This is a genomic window from Bdellovibrionales bacterium (assembly GCA_019750295.1).
Taxonomy (GTDB): domain Bacteria; phylum Bdellovibrionota; class Bdellovibrionia; order Bdellovibrionales; family JAGQZY01; genus JAIEOS01.
Window position 1 is genome coordinate 1 of the sequence record JAIEOS010000142.1, and the last position, 16,418, is coordinate 16,418.

At 44.5% G+C, this 16,418-nt stretch carries 14 protein-coding genes and 1 tRNA gene; 8 read left to right on the plus strand and 7 right to left on the minus strand.

The window, feature by feature from the left end:
* Window positions 1–49: 49 nt before the first annotated feature.
* The 3 genes from K2Q26_15850 to K2Q26_15860 are packed head-to-tail and all read right to left on the minus strand — an operon-like array spanning window position 50 to window position 1,117.
* Entirely contained in the window at window positions 50–304 is a 255-nt protein-coding gene (locus tag K2Q26_15850) for a hypothetical protein (GenBank protein ID MBY0316994.1), read from the minus strand.
* Between the two features lie 44 nt (window positions 305–348).
* Window positions 349–606: a hypothetical protein gene (locus K2Q26_15855; GenBank protein MBY0316995.1), complete on the minus strand. Its 258-nt coding sequence runs from the start codon at window positions 604–606 to the stop codon at window positions 349–351.
* 55 nt (window positions 607–661) lie between these two features.
* A complete protein-coding gene (locus tag K2Q26_15860; protein ID MBY0316996.1) occupies window positions 662–1,117 on the minus strand; it encodes a hypothetical protein in 456 nt (151 codons plus the stop codon).
* 467 nt (window positions 1,118–1,584) lie between these two features.
* Between K2Q26_15860 and K2Q26_15865 the strand changes: the two genes are divergently transcribed.
* Complete coding sequence (locus K2Q26_15865) at window positions 1,585–2,004, plus strand: helix-turn-helix domain-containing protein (protein ID MBY0316997.1); 420 nt, start codon at window positions 1,585–1,587, stop codon at window positions 2,002–2,004.
* Window positions 2,005–2,016: 12 nt separating this feature from the next.
* The gene (locus K2Q26_15870) at window positions 2,017–3,030 is read left to right on the plus strand and encodes a hypothetical protein (protein MBY0316998.1); all 1,014 of its coding nucleotides are present in this window, start codon (window positions 2,017–2,019) and stop codon (window positions 3,028–3,030) included.
* Between the two features lie 89 nt (window positions 3,031–3,119).
* Here K2Q26_15870 and K2Q26_15875 read toward each other — a convergent pair whose 3' ends face one another.
* Window positions 3,120–3,395, minus strand: coding sequence for a helix-turn-helix transcriptional regulator (locus K2Q26_15875; GenBank protein ID MBY0316999.1), 276 nt, complete (start codon window positions 3,393–3,395; stop codon window positions 3,120–3,122).
* Between the two features lie 62 nt (window positions 3,396–3,457).
* Here K2Q26_15875 and K2Q26_15880 point away from each other — a divergent pair, with 62 nt between their 5' ends.
* The 4 genes from K2Q26_15880 to K2Q26_15895 all read left to right on the plus strand — a co-directional run bounded on the left by K2Q26_15880 (window position 3,458) and on the right by K2Q26_15895 (window position 11,085).
* Complete coding sequence (locus K2Q26_15880; GenBank protein MBY0317000.1) at window positions 3,458–3,673, plus strand: hypothetical protein; 216 nt, start codon at window positions 3,458–3,460, stop codon at window positions 3,671–3,673.
* Window positions 3,674–3,986: 313 nt separating this feature from the next.
* The gene (locus K2Q26_15885) at window positions 3,987–8,987 is read left to right on the plus strand and encodes a DUF1566 domain-containing protein (protein MBY0317001.1); all 5,001 of its coding nucleotides are present in this window, start codon (window positions 3,987–3,989) and stop codon (window positions 8,985–8,987) included.
* Window positions 8,988–9,066: 79 nt separating this feature from the next.
* Window positions 9,067–9,417 (plus strand): four helix bundle protein, encoded by a 351-nt coding sequence (locus tag K2Q26_15890; protein ID MBY0317002.1) that lies wholly within the window; start codon window positions 9,067–9,069, stop codon window positions 9,415–9,417.
* Between the two features lie 525 nt (window positions 9,418–9,942).
* Complete coding sequence (locus tag K2Q26_15895) at window positions 9,943–11,085, plus strand: RNA-directed DNA polymerase (protein ID MBY0317003.1); 1,143 nt, start codon at window positions 9,943–9,945, stop codon at window positions 11,083–11,085.
* 764 nt (window positions 11,086–11,849) lie between these two features.
* Here K2Q26_15895 and K2Q26_15900 read toward each other — a convergent pair.
* A tRNA-Arg gene (locus K2Q26_15900) sits at window positions 11,850–11,926 on the minus strand.
* A gap of 280 nt (window positions 11,927–12,206) precedes the next feature.
* Here K2Q26_15900 and K2Q26_15905 point away from each other — a divergent pair.
* A complete protein-coding gene (locus K2Q26_15905; protein ID MBY0317004.1) occupies window positions 12,207–12,776 on the plus strand; it encodes a L,D-transpeptidase in 570 nt (189 codons plus the stop codon).
* A 47-nt stretch (window positions 12,777–12,823) separates the two neighbouring features.
* Here K2Q26_15905 and K2Q26_15910 read toward each other — a convergent pair whose 3' ends face one another.
* Window positions 12,824–13,195 carry a hypothetical protein gene (locus K2Q26_15910; protein MBY0317005.1) on the minus strand — a complete coding sequence of 124 codons (372 nt, stop codon included), beginning with the start codon at window positions 13,193–13,195 and terminating at the stop codon, window positions 12,824–12,826.
* Between the two features lie 42 nt (window positions 13,196–13,237).
* Complete coding sequence (locus K2Q26_15915; protein MBY0317006.1) at window positions 13,238–14,395, minus strand: hypothetical protein; 1,158 nt, start codon at window positions 14,393–14,395, stop codon at window positions 13,238–13,240.
* 260 nt (window positions 14,396–14,655) lie between these two features.
* Here K2Q26_15915 and K2Q26_15920 point away from each other — a divergent pair, with 260 nt between their 5' ends.
* The gene (locus K2Q26_15920; protein ID MBY0317007.1) at window positions 14,656–16,005 is read left to right on the plus strand and encodes an aldehyde dehydrogenase family protein; all 1,350 of its coding nucleotides are present in this window, start codon (window positions 14,656–14,658) and stop codon (window positions 16,003–16,005) included.
* Window positions 16,006–16,418: the final 413 nt, after the last annotated feature.

The following is a 16,418-nucleotide window of genomic DNA, read 5'->3' on the forward strand; positions in this document are numbered from 1 at the left end:
CATGACGCCGATAGAGTGTGAAGAGATGGTACGAAACGCAGCATGAAATTTATGTCCGTTTTTTCGGGGGAAGATCATCTGTTAGTGAAACATAATAATTCTCAGTCAGTCCCAGATGCAGTTTGATAAATGGCTTTTCATTTTTATAAACGATTTCTCCAAATCCCACCGGACGTTCGAGACTCTCTAAGCAGTAAACCTTATAGTCTTCATTTTCCTGTGGGTTGGTATTTGCTTTAATGTAAAGATCTGGAAAATGTTTAATGCGTGCAATGTGAAGTCGTTTTTCTTCACAAAACTGCATTTCCCCTCGATGAGTTTTCTCGTTTCCCTTAAAAATCTTAAACTTCAAGCGATTTGGTTCTCGCTAGCTAGATCCATAAAATAATTTGAGATTGGCCCCTGTTTAATCTGATTTAACCCCTCTTTGAGCAAATGATCTGTTTCCTCCCAGGTTTTCCCAAGATGTCGGGAAATATCGTAAATGGTCTCAAGATGCCAAAATCTTTGGATAAGGGCTTGTTTCATATCCCTAGGGAGTTTCCTTAGTTCAGACCGCACAAGATCTTCTGAGATCGTGTGGTGGACGGTTTTAGGTTTTTTCATGTTTGCCTCCTACTAATAGTGAAAACTGTAACAATGTGACAGCTGTAACAAGGGGTTAAAAAATATTTGTGACAATTTTGCTATTAGTGGGGGGCAAATTTAAGAAATGTTTTTTTAATTTCTTAAACGCCTTATCCCTGTAGCGCGAGACCGACGTGTGGGAAATCTCTATTTCCTCGGAAACTTCTCTTAAGGACTTCCTTTCCCAAAAGAGCTTTATAAGGATTTTCTTTTCTAAGGGTTTTAAAACGTCTAGGGCTTCAACGACCGAACTCTCAAATGGATTTGAAGTTTTCATCTCATTCCAAAGCTGACTAATGTTGTTGAGTTCAGAAGCATGAGCAAACTGTTTGGGGTAGGGAAGCAAGACTTCACTTAAGGGGATTTCAATATCCTCTAGAATTTTTTCCCAATCGTCTAAACTTTGAGGGAAAAGTGTTTGAACTTTAGTCATTGAAGCATTTTCATTGAGCCTTGAAACGTCATCGGAATTATAAATTTTAGCCGACATAAATTTTTGTCCTTTGTTTGAATCCCAAGTTTAAGACTCTAGTCCTACTATTTGGACTAAGAGCCGCTAGGATTTCGGTTTATTTTTTAAAAACAGTGGTACATCTATTGCTAAATAATATTTATTCACTCATCTTTGATTTGTTTCTTTCTATCGTGAATGATTTCGATCTAAAGAGGCGTAGGAATAATTCTTTTTTTGTGTTTCAATCAACCTGATTTTTAAAGTTTGGCGAATCTGGCTTATTTCTCTAATGCTGTGTTTGAGAAAGTAGATTTATCGATTGGGGTATTAAGGCTTTAGGCCTCTTAGATATATTGAGGTTATTGAGTTGAGAGCATTTCAATTAGCCAAATTCGCTAATTGAAAATTTTGGAATGGTGTCCGGACAACTATTCGCTTAGGGTTAGTTCACGATTAATAAAAATAATAAGTATTTATAGTAAATTTTAAAAAAAGGAGGGTATGTGACGCTAGGGGATCGAAAGCTGGCGCAAAAGATTAAAACTTTGCGCATGGAAAAAAAGATATCTCAACAGGAGCTTGATCGAATGTGCGAGTTCACGATTTCGACGATCGCAAAAATTGAGAACCAGAAAAGAAAGGTTTTAGCTTTAGAGTTATCGAAGATCGCTTCTCACCTAGGAGTGAGTAGTTCGATATTTTTTGAAGAGGAGGGGCTTATGGCCTCATGTGATGAGTTGCTCGTTGTAAGAGCACTCAGACATATTTCCTTTGAAAACTATCAGATATTAGTGAGTCATCTCGAGTCCGACCTCTATTTTAAAGCTAAGGCTGAAAAACAAGAAACAAAGAAGAAGATTAAAAAACTTGTCGTGGATCTGAATAGACTAAGAGTCCAGGATTTACGACCGAAAGCAATATAAGGAGAAGAGAAAATGGGTTTAATTCATTTACCATTAGGTGAGAAAAGTAATGTGAGGCAGATGCCTCCAATTCCATCGACAGATCCACGGGACATCGCTTGTGTTCGATTTTCCGCTGAGCAAGCTGAAGAGATCATGGCAAACGACTATACCTTAAAGCTATTTCATGCGACCCGCATCGAGCCATTATCCCTAGCGGGCGTTTTAGAGCGCTTCGGTGAGCCCAGCGAGGATATGGCAAAAATAGTCATCGATCGATTTGTGAAGGCCGGTATTTTAGATGTCTCGCCTGGGGATAAATACTTTACAAAATATCCTGGAAATTTCCCCAATTTTACCGAGCATACGTATGATATGAATTTGGAATTAAATAAAGATGCACGAGTTTTTAAGCTCATGAAAGAAAATGCGGGGGATCGAGAGTATTGGAATACGCAGAGTTATTTTTCAACCGATGGATTTTTTACTGAAGAACAAACAATAGAAATAAGGAAGAAACTTATGGATATCAAATTTTTTATCAAGAATGCACTTAGAGCGAATATGGAAGAGGGAAGTTTAGATGGAAAAACATTTCGTCGGCATAAATTTTATGATCTCGTTTTAGGGTCATTTTTTGCGTTTTTTATTCTTATAGGGGGGGAAGCGAATGCTTCAAACGACCCAGGAGGACAGATTGCTCAATCTAAGCAAACGGAAAGGATGCAGTCCGCGTTAAAGTGGGCTGAGCAGATCAGAAATAACTCTAAGCGATTTTCGAGTAATGACCCTGGTTCACTGAATCAGCAAACAGCCTTTCTTTGGCGGTCGTCTTTAGAGCAGCCCACTTCATCGTCAGATGGCGGTTATGGCAATAGTTTTGTTTCTCCCGCAGTCACGCCGGGTGAATGTGGCGAGGAGCTAAAGTCACTAGGCTCTGTGCAAAGCCTAAGCTTCGAATGTAAGGAAGTGCTTTTTCATTTTTTAGTGAATCTTTGTGAACAGTTATCAGACGAAACTTATTGCTCAGATGCCAATAGTATTTAGTTAACATTTTTTTCAGGGGCGAAATTCGCCCCTATAACCACCAACATCAATTGGTGTGAATTGAGTTAAGAGAATCTGAATAACTCTGACTAAAGCGATGTCATGTCGGTTTTGTTTTTGCGGACTCGATTCTTTTTATAAATCATTTGCTTTTGATCATTGAGATACATTTTGACCATGATCTCAAATGAAATTTCATAAAGATTGGAAAGACCTTTAAAAGACTCAATAGCGGGACTGCACTTACAACGCTCCCAATTGGAGACAAACTGCGGTGAGGAGTAGCCTAATTTTTGAGCGACATCCCATTGGCTAAGACCAGACTCGACTCTTTTCTTTTTAAGAAACTTGCAGAACTTATCCATACTGACTCCTAGGCACATATATGTGTCTATTTAAGTTATAGCAGGTGCTCCATAATTAGCAAATGGCGAATTATAAAACTGCGTTAAAATCTCACATTGTCGCGACACATGGTTCTGTCGCGGCTTGGGCGCAGAAATATGAAGTCCCAACGGAGCGTTTTTATAATTTTCTTAAAGGAAAGTATAATCCGACCGTACTCACTCTTGAGAAATGGATGAAAGCCGCAGGTCTTGAAATGTCTTGTCATCCAAAGTCAGAAAAAATGCAGAAACGATAGATTTTTTTTTCTTAATAATTCTTAATATTTCTAACTAATGTCTGGACTGTGTTGCTCGCATCAAACCCGGAGCAATTAAATCCTTCAAGTTTTAACAATGAAACGTTTTGTTAAAAATTGACCGTGTACTAATTAACTGGCCCAAATGGATCTTAATCATTGTCGTGGCGAACTCGACCGATGGAGGGGTTAAACATGAAGATGGCGGCTCGTGAGTCATGCCATCCAAGATCTATCCAAGTTTTGGAGCAGAGGAAGCGTATAAATTCGAGACGTTGGCTTCAGAAATTGTGTAAAGATCCGATAAGGGATCGTGAGAAAATCCCTAGCTGTACTTTATTTTACATCTTCAAGATGGGTTGCGGCCTTCCTCGTGCTTATGGGGGTGGGATTTCCTAAAGCCTTAGCGCAGGTGCCCTCAAGTTTTACCTATCAGGGGCAAATCACAAAAGCGAGCGGTCAACCTTTGGAGGCTAATCCTGTGGTGTTTAATGTGAGAGTGTACTCTCCCACCAACGATTGCCTTCTTTACGAAGAGCAGCATTCAATCAACATGCTGGGAAGTGACGGGGCGTTTAGTTTAAATGTTGGGAATGGGATTCGCTCAGGCTCTGACTACGAGGACACATCTCTGCTTTCAGACATTATGAAAAACTCGATCAGTTTTTCTGGAATCACCACGTGCAGTTCGGGATCAAGCTATAGCGCCTTAGCTGGCCATACTCGAAAAGTTCGCATTAGCTACAATGATGGCTCAGGAAGTGTCACGTTAGCTCAGGACTTTCATTTACAAAGTGTGCCGTACGCGTGGTACGCGAATAGTCTTCAAGGTTTTACCGCATCGAATTTTGTGCAGATCAATCCCGGTCAAAATATCACGCAAACTAATTTGGAAAATCTTTTAGGTGGGACGAACTACAACACACTCTATAATTTGGCTTCGGGTACGTCGGCGAGTCCGTTAAATCTTAACAATCAGCAGATTAAAAATTTGAGCGATCCGACGTTAGCCCAAGATGCGGCGACAAAAAATTACGCCGATACGAAGATCGCAGGAGCTAACATTGATGTAAGTACCGTCGGTGCAGGCGTGGGAAATGGGCGAGTGCTTTCGTGGAACGCGACTTTAAGTCGTTGGGAAGCGATTACGCCTGTAACGACAGATGCCACAAAACTTCCTTTAGCTGGTGGCACCATGGCCGGGAATATCAACATGAGTGGAAGTCAGGTCTTAAACTCAGGCCACATCACCCTGCAAAATTTAAGTACGATCACCCTAGGAAAATTCACGAATACTCAAGAAGCCACACTCGGATCAACTTTGGGTATCGGCAACAAGGGTGCCGCTTGGTACAATAGCGATACGGATAAAATCATGTACTGGGACGGGAATAGCGCGGAGGCCGTAGGTAGTGGCGGCGGAGGAAATGGGGACATTGAAGCCATAGCGACTGTCGCGGGATCAGCACTCACGGGTGGCGTGACAAGTGGCACGGCAACTCTTTCCGTAGTCACTGATAACTCATCCATTGAAACCAACGGTTCAAATCAACTACAAGTGAAAGATGCGGGAATTGGCAATACAAAACTTTCTGCGAATGCGGTCACAAGTAATAAGATTGATGACGGTACTATAGCGACAGCAGATATCGGCAATAGCCAGGTCACCGATGTTAAGATTAATTCTGTCTCGGTAAATAAGATCGCAAATGGCCTCGGGTTATACTTTAATTATCAACCAAATGGTGGAGCTTGTGCTGTCGGTGAAGTTTTAAAGCTGACCTTAAACGGGTGGGAGTGCGGGATAGACAACAACTCCGGCGGGGTGACAACGGTTTTTGGACGAAATGGTGCCGTTATAGCTCAATCCGGGGATTACATCGCCACTCAAATTACAAATACTCCGGCGGGAAATATTGCCGCGACCACAGCTCAAGCCGCTCTTAATGAATTAGATACTGAAAAATTAAATAAATCCGGCGACACAATGACGGGCGCACTTATACTTCCCGCAAATGGCTTAACTGTGGGAACGACACAGTTCACAGCTTCAGGCGGAAGTATCGGGATTGGAACTGCCACACCTTCTACAAAATTAGATGTGGAAGGCACTTTGCAGATTGGCGATGGAGGAGAAACGTGCTCTGTCGCTGCGAACGCCGGAATGATAAAATATGCTTCAGGATCGCTTCAATACTGTAATGGATCATCGTGGCAGATATTAGGAATCAGCGGTGCCGGACTCACATCCCTCGGCGGTCAAACCGGAAGTACGCAGACATTTGCGGTGAATAGCTCAGGCAACGCTCCTGCGATCACTTCGGGAAGTAATATACATACCTTAAGCATTCCGCTGGCTAGTAGCTCGGGCGTGACCTCTGGGACAATTTCGAAAGCCGATTACGACGCCTTTACCGCAAAATTATCTGCTGTCACTGGAAGCAGTTTAAATTCTGCAAGACTCTGGGTGGGAGATAGTTCAAATCTTGCACAGCCTGTGAATCTAAGTGGGGATGCGACTTTGTCAAATACCGGCGCTCTGACTATAGCTAACAACGCGATAACGTCTGCAAAAATTAATGACGGCGCGATTACAAATAGTGATATTAATTCCAGTGCTGCCATCGCCTGGAGTAAAATTGATAAAACGGGTGCCACCGCTACGGATGTGGGAGCGGCACCAAGTGCGCGAAATGTAAATACGAACTCGGGTTCGGGACTGAGTGGCGGCGGTGATCTTTCGGCCGATCGAAGTTTATCCATAAATGTGGATGATTCAACAATTGAGATTTCAACGAATACCGTGCGGGTGAAAGATAGCGGAATTACTAATGCTAAAATTAATTCGGTCGGAGTTTCAAAAATCACAAGTGCTGCGACAGAGTATTTTTCGTACATGCCAGCGGGGACTGAGTGTTTAACTAACGAAGTTTTAAAGTGGGATGCCGCGAGTGACCGCTGGATCTGCGGAGCGGACAATAACTCAGGTGCAGTGACCAGCGTATTTACCAGAACTGGAGCTGTCGTAGCTCAAAGTGGGGATTATACAGCGACTCAGATTTCAAACACTCCTGCTGGAAATATCGCCGCAAGCACAGCGCAAGCGGCACTTGACGAATTGGATTTAGAAAAAGTAAATAAATCGGGCGATGCCATGACCGGCGCACTCGCCTTAAATGCTCAAAGCGAACTCCGTTTTGCGGATGGTGATTCTTCAAATTACCTAGGCCTCCGAGCTCCGGCCACGGTAGGTACAAACATCACTTGGACTCTTCCATCAACAGATGGAACTAATGGACAAATTCTAAGTACAAATGGCTCAGGAGTTCTCAGTTGGGCCAACGCCTCAAGTGGATCTGTGACAAGTTTAACGGGTGACGTGACATCCACCGGGTCCGGCGCGGTAGCGACAACAGTGGTTAAACTTCAGGGCTATGATGTGGCGACAACGGCTCCAGTGGATGGACAGTTTTTTAAGTACATTGGCGGTGGCAGTACAGAGTGGCTGCCCGCAGATATTAAATTTTTCGATATCAAAGATAACTTAGGGAATTCCGCGTTTGTGGGAATGGGCTCTTGCACGAATGGTCAGACGGTGAAGTGGTCAAGTTTGACCGATACCTTTGAATGCCAAGCTATTGGAAGTTTACCAGGAAGTGTGATCGCCTCTGGAACGATTGATGCGGCTCGCTTACCTGCGGCCAGTATTAGTGCCGATGGAATTGTGAATCAAATTGCACAGAGTTTTTCAGGCATTAAGACGTTTGTGAATAATATGATCGCGCAAGGCACTCTTACCGTAACGGGATTACTGACTGCTAATGGTGGAGTGAGTACCACGACATTAACCACATCTGGCGCTATTAGTGCCAGTGGAGACATCGTAACTTTGGGCGGAGTTAAAATCGGAACGGTAGGTACGAGCTGTAACGGCACGACAGAAGGGACTATTCGCTATAATTCCTCAGCTAAAAAAATGGAATTCTGTAACGGAACGATCTGGGCTAACATCTCTTCAGGAACGCAAGCCAGTCTTGCCATCGGAAGCCCCAGTTCAAGTTTAGTCAAATCAGGCCCCGTCACCTACACAGTCACTTATGGATCTGGTACGGATACCGCGACAATTACGTTAGCTGTAGGGAATATCACTATAGGCGGCTCGGCCACCGCTGGGTGTAGCGTGACGAGTGTGACTGGTGCCGGCAGCACGCGCACGGTGACGGTGAATGGCTGCACCGGCACAGGCAATGTGAGCATTTCGATTGCGGCTAATACCGCCCAGAGCACTACCGGAGATCAAGCTCCTTCAGCAGGGCCGTCAAGTACCTATAACGTAGATAATACGGGTCCTACAGCGCCGACGGGAGTAAGTCTTGGTAGTGTGCCCTCAAATCTCACTAATAGCCCGACAATCACCTATAGTGCAGCCAGTGATGTGGGTGGGAGTACTGTGGCTAACCATCAAGTGAGAATTGAAAGAACTTCCGATAACTTTGTTATTTATAACTGGACTAATCATACGAGCGGTAGCGATGTTGGAAGCTTGTCGTTAGCTACTAATACTCAATATTCCGTCTACGTAAGAGCCATGGATGCATTAGGAAATATTGGAACCGCGACAGCGGCGACGAACTGGACAACGATTAACGACCCGTGTTTAGGAAGCCCATCGCCAGGGACTACGTGTGCGGGTGGAGCGATTTATCTGGGAAGTTTAAGTCCTGGAGCTACCTCAGGGAGTGGAACGGATAAGTATATGACCACTCCCGGCGGTTGCGGAGAAATCCCTGCGGGGCAACAGGGCGGCGGATCGGGTTCAACGATATGGCCGAATGCAGATTTCACTCCTACATGCTCAGGAACGGATAGCTTAACCAAAACTTGGAATGACGGGTCAAGTAACTGGTACGATATTCCAGGGCTTACGAACTATACATCAACAATAGGGACAGGCGCAGGAGCTTCCAACACGGACCAATATTACGGAAGTCAGAATACAGGCAATATCGTTGCAATAACTTCAGCTGGGCAGGGCGGTTACCATGCGGCGGCGAGATACTGTGATCGCTTGTCTTATGGTGGCTACACCGATTGGCATTTACCTAATCGCTATGAATTAAATTTATTTTATACGAATCGCGCAAGTATTTCGGGGCTAGATCAAACCGGAAACTGGTATTGGGCCTCCACGGAGTACAATAATACTGATTCGTGGATTCAGAGGTTTAGCGATGGCTACCAGAAAGTGGCAATACTAAGAACTTTGCCTACAGGGTACGTTGTGTGCGGAGATTTTAAACACGTAAGTGTTTAAATGGATGATTTAATTATTTAATGATTTTAACCCCACCCCGTTAGGGGTGGCGATTTTAAGTTGTTATAGGAATAGTAGGATGTCTCGCTATAAACATCTTCCGATCTACAAATTGACCTACGAACTGCTGGAGCGAATTCATCGGGTCACAAAAGATTTTCCGCGAGAATATAAATTCACCTTGGCGCAAAATCTCCAGCAGGAGGTGATCGAGCTTGTGGTTTTGATTTACAAAGCAAACGCCTCGGCTCAAAAAATTCCTGTGATTGAGACCATGTTAGAGAGACTGCAAGTTGTAGAACTTCTCGTGCGCTTAGCGCACGATTTAAAAATTTTATCCTTAAAAAACTACGCGTCGTTAGTGGAGATGACCGAATCCATCAGCAGGCAATCTATGGGGTGGAAGAAGTCTCTGACTCGAGCTAAATAAATAAGTAAAAGTACATCAAAATTTTAATGTTCCAAAAAAGTCGATGCGATTTTTGCTGATCCTTTAAGCTAGCGGTGTGCTTTTACTCATTGTGTCTAAATAAAAAAAGTTGATTTATATTTACTTTACATAGATTTTGTTTACAAAGCAAAGGGGTTAGCCAGAATCGATTGGAGTTACGGCTTAATCGAGAGAGCGTCTCAAATCTCGGGATGGATTCGGTTGGAAAAGTAATTGTTTTACGAAAAAGCCAACCTATGTTTTTTCGACGCTAACGATGAGTTCGCGCGGAAAAGTCACAGACTTGAAGGTTCGGGTTCTGTGTTCAAGGAGTGATCCATCGCAATGTTCGTCGAAGTTGCGCTGTCGTTGGGCCTCCACGGAGTACAATAATAATAATTCGTGGATTCAGAGGTTTAGCGATGGCAACCAGAATAACAATAATAAGAACAATGCCTACAGGGTACGTTGTGTGCGGAGATTGGGCCCCTTTGCTTTTATTCTAAAGCGGGGAGAGGCCAGTTTATGGATTTAGAATTTCAGGAAGTAGTTGAGGCTTATTATTCCTGTCGAAGAGGAAAGCGAAATTCGGTGTATGCCTTAGATTTTGAGTTCCATCTGGAGGAAAATCTCTTTGCTCTCTATACAGAAATTAAGGAAAAAAAGTATAAAATCAGTCGAAGTATCGCGTTTGTGATCGAGCAGCCGAAAATCCGTGAGATCTGGTCTGCGACCTTTAGAGATCGTATCGTTCATCACATTATATTCAATCGCCTGGTTGATCGGTTTCAGCCGCGATTTATTAGAGATTCTTTTGCGTGCATTCGGCATCGTGGGACTTTAGACGGGTCCAATCGTCTCTTTTCCGGCATGCGGTCTATCACAAGCAACTGGCAAAAGGATGGCTACTTTCTGGGAGCGGATGTAAGGAATTTCTTCGTAAGTATTCATAAGCCTACGTTATTTAAAATTGTTGAGCCAAGGGTTGTAGAGCCGTGGTTATTGGATCTTATTTATCAGGTGATATTTCACGATCCTAGAGAGAACTGTTTAATGAAGTCTAAACCGGAGGCTTTCGGACGTGTGCCAAAGCATAAAAGTCTTTGGGAAACTTCGTCTGATCGAGGCCTACCAATTGGAAATCTCACAAGTCAATTTTTCGCTAACGTTTACATGAATGAGCTCGATCAGTATGCGAAGCATATTCTTAGAGCCAGATATTATTACCGCTATGTAGATGATATAGTGATTTTAGATCCTTCGAGTGATCGATTGAATCGCTGGTTAGATTGTTTGCAGGAATATCTCATGGATCGGTTAAAGCTAGAATTCCATCCGTTTAAGAAAAGAATTGGGTTAATTCACCAGGGAATTGATTTTGTAGGCTATGTACACAAACCTTCTCGGCGCTATATAAGGACTCGCACTCTCAATAAAATGAAATCCAGAGTAAGTCAGTGGCGAAAACGATCGGATTTATTTGATGAAGATGTACTTGATGAGCTTCGCTCATCCATGAATTCTTATCTGGGAATAGCGAAGTGGGGAGCGTCCTATAAAATAAGAAGAAAAATTATGGAAAAGATCGATTGTCTATTCGTCGCTGGAGATCAAAATTGTAGCAAAATCGTGCTCAACCGGTCTCGAACTGCTTTGAAAAAATTGTAGAGTTACTCGGGTATTAAATTTTGTGGATAGGAGATTCGCTGGAGCGCTTGCTGGAAATACATAAGGATTACGATTTGCCGAAAGCATTTGGCAAATCCTCGGTTGCGCTCCTTGCTATTTATTTACAGGCAGTAGTAATTGTTTCATTACTTTTGTATGTTCAGAAACGTACTCAAATTTATTGTTCAGTGGATGGTTGGGGGCAAAATCTTAGTGTAGCCGTCCTTAGTGTTCTAAGGTTTTTTGTTCCACATAACCTTAACAATATGGGTTTCATATACTAGTTTCCAGCCAATTTAAAGAATAGCCTTATCTTGAGATTTACTATTGTTGCATAAATCATTGGCGCTTATTTCCTAAAGAAAATGTGGGATTAGGGGCGAACCCCATTTTCATGCGCTTAACCAATACCCTTTTCATTTCGTGATTAAGGTAAGGGACACTCTGAACAAAGCCTATGCATAGTGCGCCCACAAAATTACTTTCACTAACGTGCTCATATTACCTCTCATAAAGTTTAAAGGTCCAGAGTGAAGTCGACCGACACAGTTTTCCAAAGGCAATTACCACACTTTGCGCTCCTAAATTATGAGTTTTCAGAGAGAAAGTTACCACATCGCTACCACACAAAATCCACACGATAGGGTTATTTCTGGTGATTTCGGGTTATATTTAAGAAAGTGAGATGTAACTAAGTTATTGAAACTATTCGGTTTTGATTTTCAATACTTAAAGCTGATTTTGCAAAATAAGGGCGGGACGGGTGGTGATGTCGGCACGATTCGAACGTGCGACCGTCTGCTTAGAAGGCAGATGCTCTATCCAACTGAGCTACGACACCATGGATATGACGCCGTTGAAAGCGCCGTCGAATTACAATCTCTTGATAATTAGCGAAGATACTTGAGCAATTCAACCGCCGGGTCAGATGGCGGTGAGCGTCGTAAATGGGATCCGCATTCGCTTTGACTCCTCTGTAATTTTTATCCATAAGGAGGTGAGTCTAAGTCCACAGTGCTCGCTCAGTGAGCACATCACATTTTACTTAAGGGGAGATAAGTATGTTGAGTCGTATTCTTTTTGTTTCGTTACTTTTGACAGCCACCGGAGCCAGGGCCGAAATGCCGTTGGAGTCCTACGAACTGGGTCCACAAGGGGACACCGAAGAGTTAAATCCATTCCGTCCCGACATCGACCAGCATCTCGAAGAATTTGATCACATTTACGAAGAAGAAACGGGGATTTCTCCTTTTCTCGAAGGCTACGGGCAGGAGGACAACAGTCGTTCCGGCTGTAAGCGTGACGAGTGTCATGTTTGGGCGCGAGTGAACCGGGCCACTCAAGAGCTCACGCTTTACATTGGCGGCGAAGTTTCTTACGTCTGGGATGTGTCGACGGGAGCTGCCGGCCATGGAACTCCCAAATTTGATCGTCATCCGAACGGTCGTATTTACGATAAGTATTCTTCCTCCAAATATCCCGGCGGTGACTACAAGGGATTAGGAAACATGCCGTATGCGGTATTTATCGAAGGCGGCTTTGCGATCCATGGAACTCCCGAAGCCAATTGGCCACTATTAGGCCAGAAAGCTTCTCATGGCTGTATCCGTTTACATCCTGACAATGGATTTATTTTTAATCGTCTCGTCCGCGACAACGGGATCGAGAACGTGTGGATCACTGTTGAGTAGATCGATGAGGAAGAAGAGGGCTTAGAGGCCCTGTTTGACCTTTGAATTTATGAGGGCCGCTCATCACTGGGGGCGGCACTGATGGAATCTAAAATCTTGTAGGAGATTTTAGAACATTCGTTTTGCGGAGTTGAAGTGAGTATCGCTGTGATGGACTCTTTGGAATTTCCGCACTGAAAACGAATAAAGTAGTGAGTGGATCCTGCGCCTTCAGTATGAATCGCCGTCATAGAAATCATCAAATCCACGTAAGATTCCTTACAGGTCTCCTCGGCAATTCCTTGGGCTTTGGCTTCGATCAGCGGAAGCGCTTCCACATCGGCGCAGTCGACCACCGGCTCGTAACTGCTGCTCGCCGCATGAGCCAACTTCACATTAAAAATGAGCAAGGGCACAATACAGATCATGAACAGTTTCATCGTCAACTCCTTTTGATTTCCGGTGGTCGACCCATCTCTTTCTTATCGCACCAAATGTCGGATGGGATTGCTCACAGATTTTCCGTAATCTGCAGAGATCGACACTGCGCTAAAATCGTAAGTGGCTCCGGCTTCCAATTGTCCGTAGATGCTGACCTGATGATTCACTCTTAAGCGGTTGTCTGCCGTTGTGAGAGCTTCTTCGCCGGTCGCAATATTTTTAAATAGGACTTGGGATGTTGTAGGAATATTTGTATCCCAGGCGAGAGTCACCATGCCTTCCACGTTTTCGACGATGCGGAAGTTACTAATGGTTGGAACTGTTCCTTCAGTGCAAGGATTAAAAATCGCAAACGCCGGAAGATTCCAGTTGTCGGCGTGGATGGGTTTCCAACCTCGGCTTAAGATTTCGTTATAAGCAGCACGTGGCTTTGAATTGTTATGCCAGTCAAAGAATAAATCATTTCCGCTTTGACCGCACCGAGGATCTTTAGGCGTGGAGCTCGAAACTTTTCTCCACATCGGAATCATCGCAATGTGATAACGTGGACCTTGATAGTAGTCCATTTGCACTAACACTTCGGACTCGCTAGTCATCTCGATGCGCTCACCACAGCCCATGCGTGTCGGATGAGTGCCGTCATTATCAACGACAATTTTATAATTTCCATCGGGCTGACGAATTTTTATCGTCGCTCCGTCGTCGGAGAGAAGGGCGAGTTCGTAGGTGCCCTCTTCGTCTTGAGGAGCCAGTTTTAATACCGACGTAAAGCGAAGAGCGAAAAACTCCACAAGATCTTGGCCGGAATCGTTTTGAACCATTCCGCCGGTCTGCTTGGGGAAGCCCATGTCAAATTTACGAGTGGGCACATCGAGACTGGAAAAAAAGAAGGTCTGCTTGGATTTAATTCCATTATTAATATAAGCGAGCACATCGAACCACTCGTTTTGACCGCTGCCGCGATAATAGAGTTGGGCGATGAGACCATCATTGGGGCCGGGAGCTCCTGGCTCGAAAGGATCACAAACGACCTTATTCAGCGCGTAGACATTGGCGTCGAAAGTTGCGAGTGGCCCTTGCTCGGGATTGTCGGCGACAATCGAATTTGTTTTAGAGTTGAGGCAGCCTTGTAAGAGGCACAGTGAAAGAACTACGGTCATCCCTTTGACGATTCTCTGCTTTTGTAATCCACCAAACATTGAGCATCCTACTCCCCCGTATCTGTTGATTATCATAGGACTAATGGAGGCGCGGGGGAAGAGGCTAGAGATGTCTCGGATTGAGATCTCACCAAGAGTTCGACAAATTGTTGAAGATCTCCTGAAAAATGGGCCCCACGTCGAGGTCCTGTAAAAAACCTCAACATAAAAAATAGCTTTAGAAAATCTGAGTGGAGATGGCGCGAGGAGAAAAATATAAATCTTTGTCTTAATTTAAGAAGGTGGTAAAAAATCAATCTATGAAAACCTATTTTTCCACGATCAATCCCACCACCGAGAAGACTTTAGAAAAATTCAAATACGCCACAGAGAGCGAAGTGCAGTCTCTGATGAAGCGATCGCAAGCGGCCTTTGAGCGTTGGTCGCATACATCCTTGCAGGATCGCCAGGAGCATATGTTGGCTCTGGCGCAACAATTACTCAAAAATAAAGAGGCGTTGTCCCGAAGCATGACCCACGAAATGGGGAAGCCGATCGTGCAGTCCCAGGCGGAGGTTGAAAAGTGCATACAACTGATCGAGTTTTGCGTGGAAGAGTCCAAGACGGCTCTTGCAATTAAAAAACACAAAGGCTTCGAGATTCATAGCGCGCCTCAAGGGATTATTTTTGGAATTATGCCGTGGAATTTTCCACTGTGGCAGGTTTTTCGATTTGCCATTCCGACCATGCTTGCAGGTAACTGCGTGGTGGTGAAACATGCCGAAAACGTCGCCGGGACCTCGTTGCTGATCGAGGACGTGTTTAGAAAAGCGCGAATGAATGATGTCTACACCAATATTTTGGTCGATCATCAAGGTGCGGCGGAGCTGATCGGTTCGCCGATGATTCGAGGAGTAAGTCTTACCGGGAGCACTCGCGCCGGAAAGTCCGTGGCGGAAACCGCCGGAAAACACTTAAAAAAAGTGGTTCTGGAGCTCGGCGGAAATGATGCCTACATCGTTTGCGAGGATGCAAATCTTGAACTGGCTGCACAAAAAATGTTTCAAGCGCGGATTTTAAATGCAGGGCAGAGTTGTATTTCCGCCAAGCGATTGATCATCCACCGTCAAGTGATTCAGCCGGTCACGGACTTGTTGATTGATCAAATGGAAAAATTGAAAGTGGGCGATCCCCTTTTAAACACCACTGAAATGGGACCCGTGGCGCGCAAAGATTTGTTAGAGGGCCTACTTCAGCAACTGGATCAGATGATGAAGCTCGGCGCCCAGGTGAAGTACACTCATCCGACGTTGCTCACTAAGGGTTTTTTCTTGACGCCAACGATTGTTCATCAAGATCCTTCCATCGCATTTAATGAAGAAGTCTTCGGACCGATTTTTACCTTAATTCCCTTTGAAAATGATCCCGACGCGATCCAAATTGCAAACTCGACGCCTTACGGCCTCGGGGGCGCGGTGTTCAGCGGAGATTCTCATCGAGCGTACTCCATCGCGCAAAGTATGGACACGGGCTCTGTGGCCGTAAACGACTTTTTTAGATCCTCTCCCGAACGACCCTTCGGTGGAGTCAAAGACTCCGGCTACGGCCGCGAGCTTGGCGAAGAGGGCTTCTACGAATTCGTAAACAAAAAAGTCATCGTCAAAAAATAAACTCTCCCGGCTCACGAGAAATTCATCCCCGGTCGTGAATAATTCAATCGACGGGGAGATTTATGTTTATGCCGTTTTGCGCAGAATCTCTCCTGCACCTCGAGAGAAGAGTTGGCGACATTTCATCCATCCATGAGAGCGTTGTCGTCTTGGCATCCAGCCAAGCCGAATTAAACCGGGTTTACTACTTTGATTTCATCCAGAAAACAAAATCCCACACAAATAGAAAGCCCAAGGGGCAAGGATGCCCCGCGCGGAAGGCCTCCACGGATGGACAGATCGAGAACAATAATCCCTGCTGTTCCAGAGGAGAAAATGGCAAATTACTCACCCCATCGCCGCACTTCGCGAATCCCCAAACATCAGGTCCCTTTCCCAATCTCCGATTCGTTTGCGGTTATTTATGATATCAG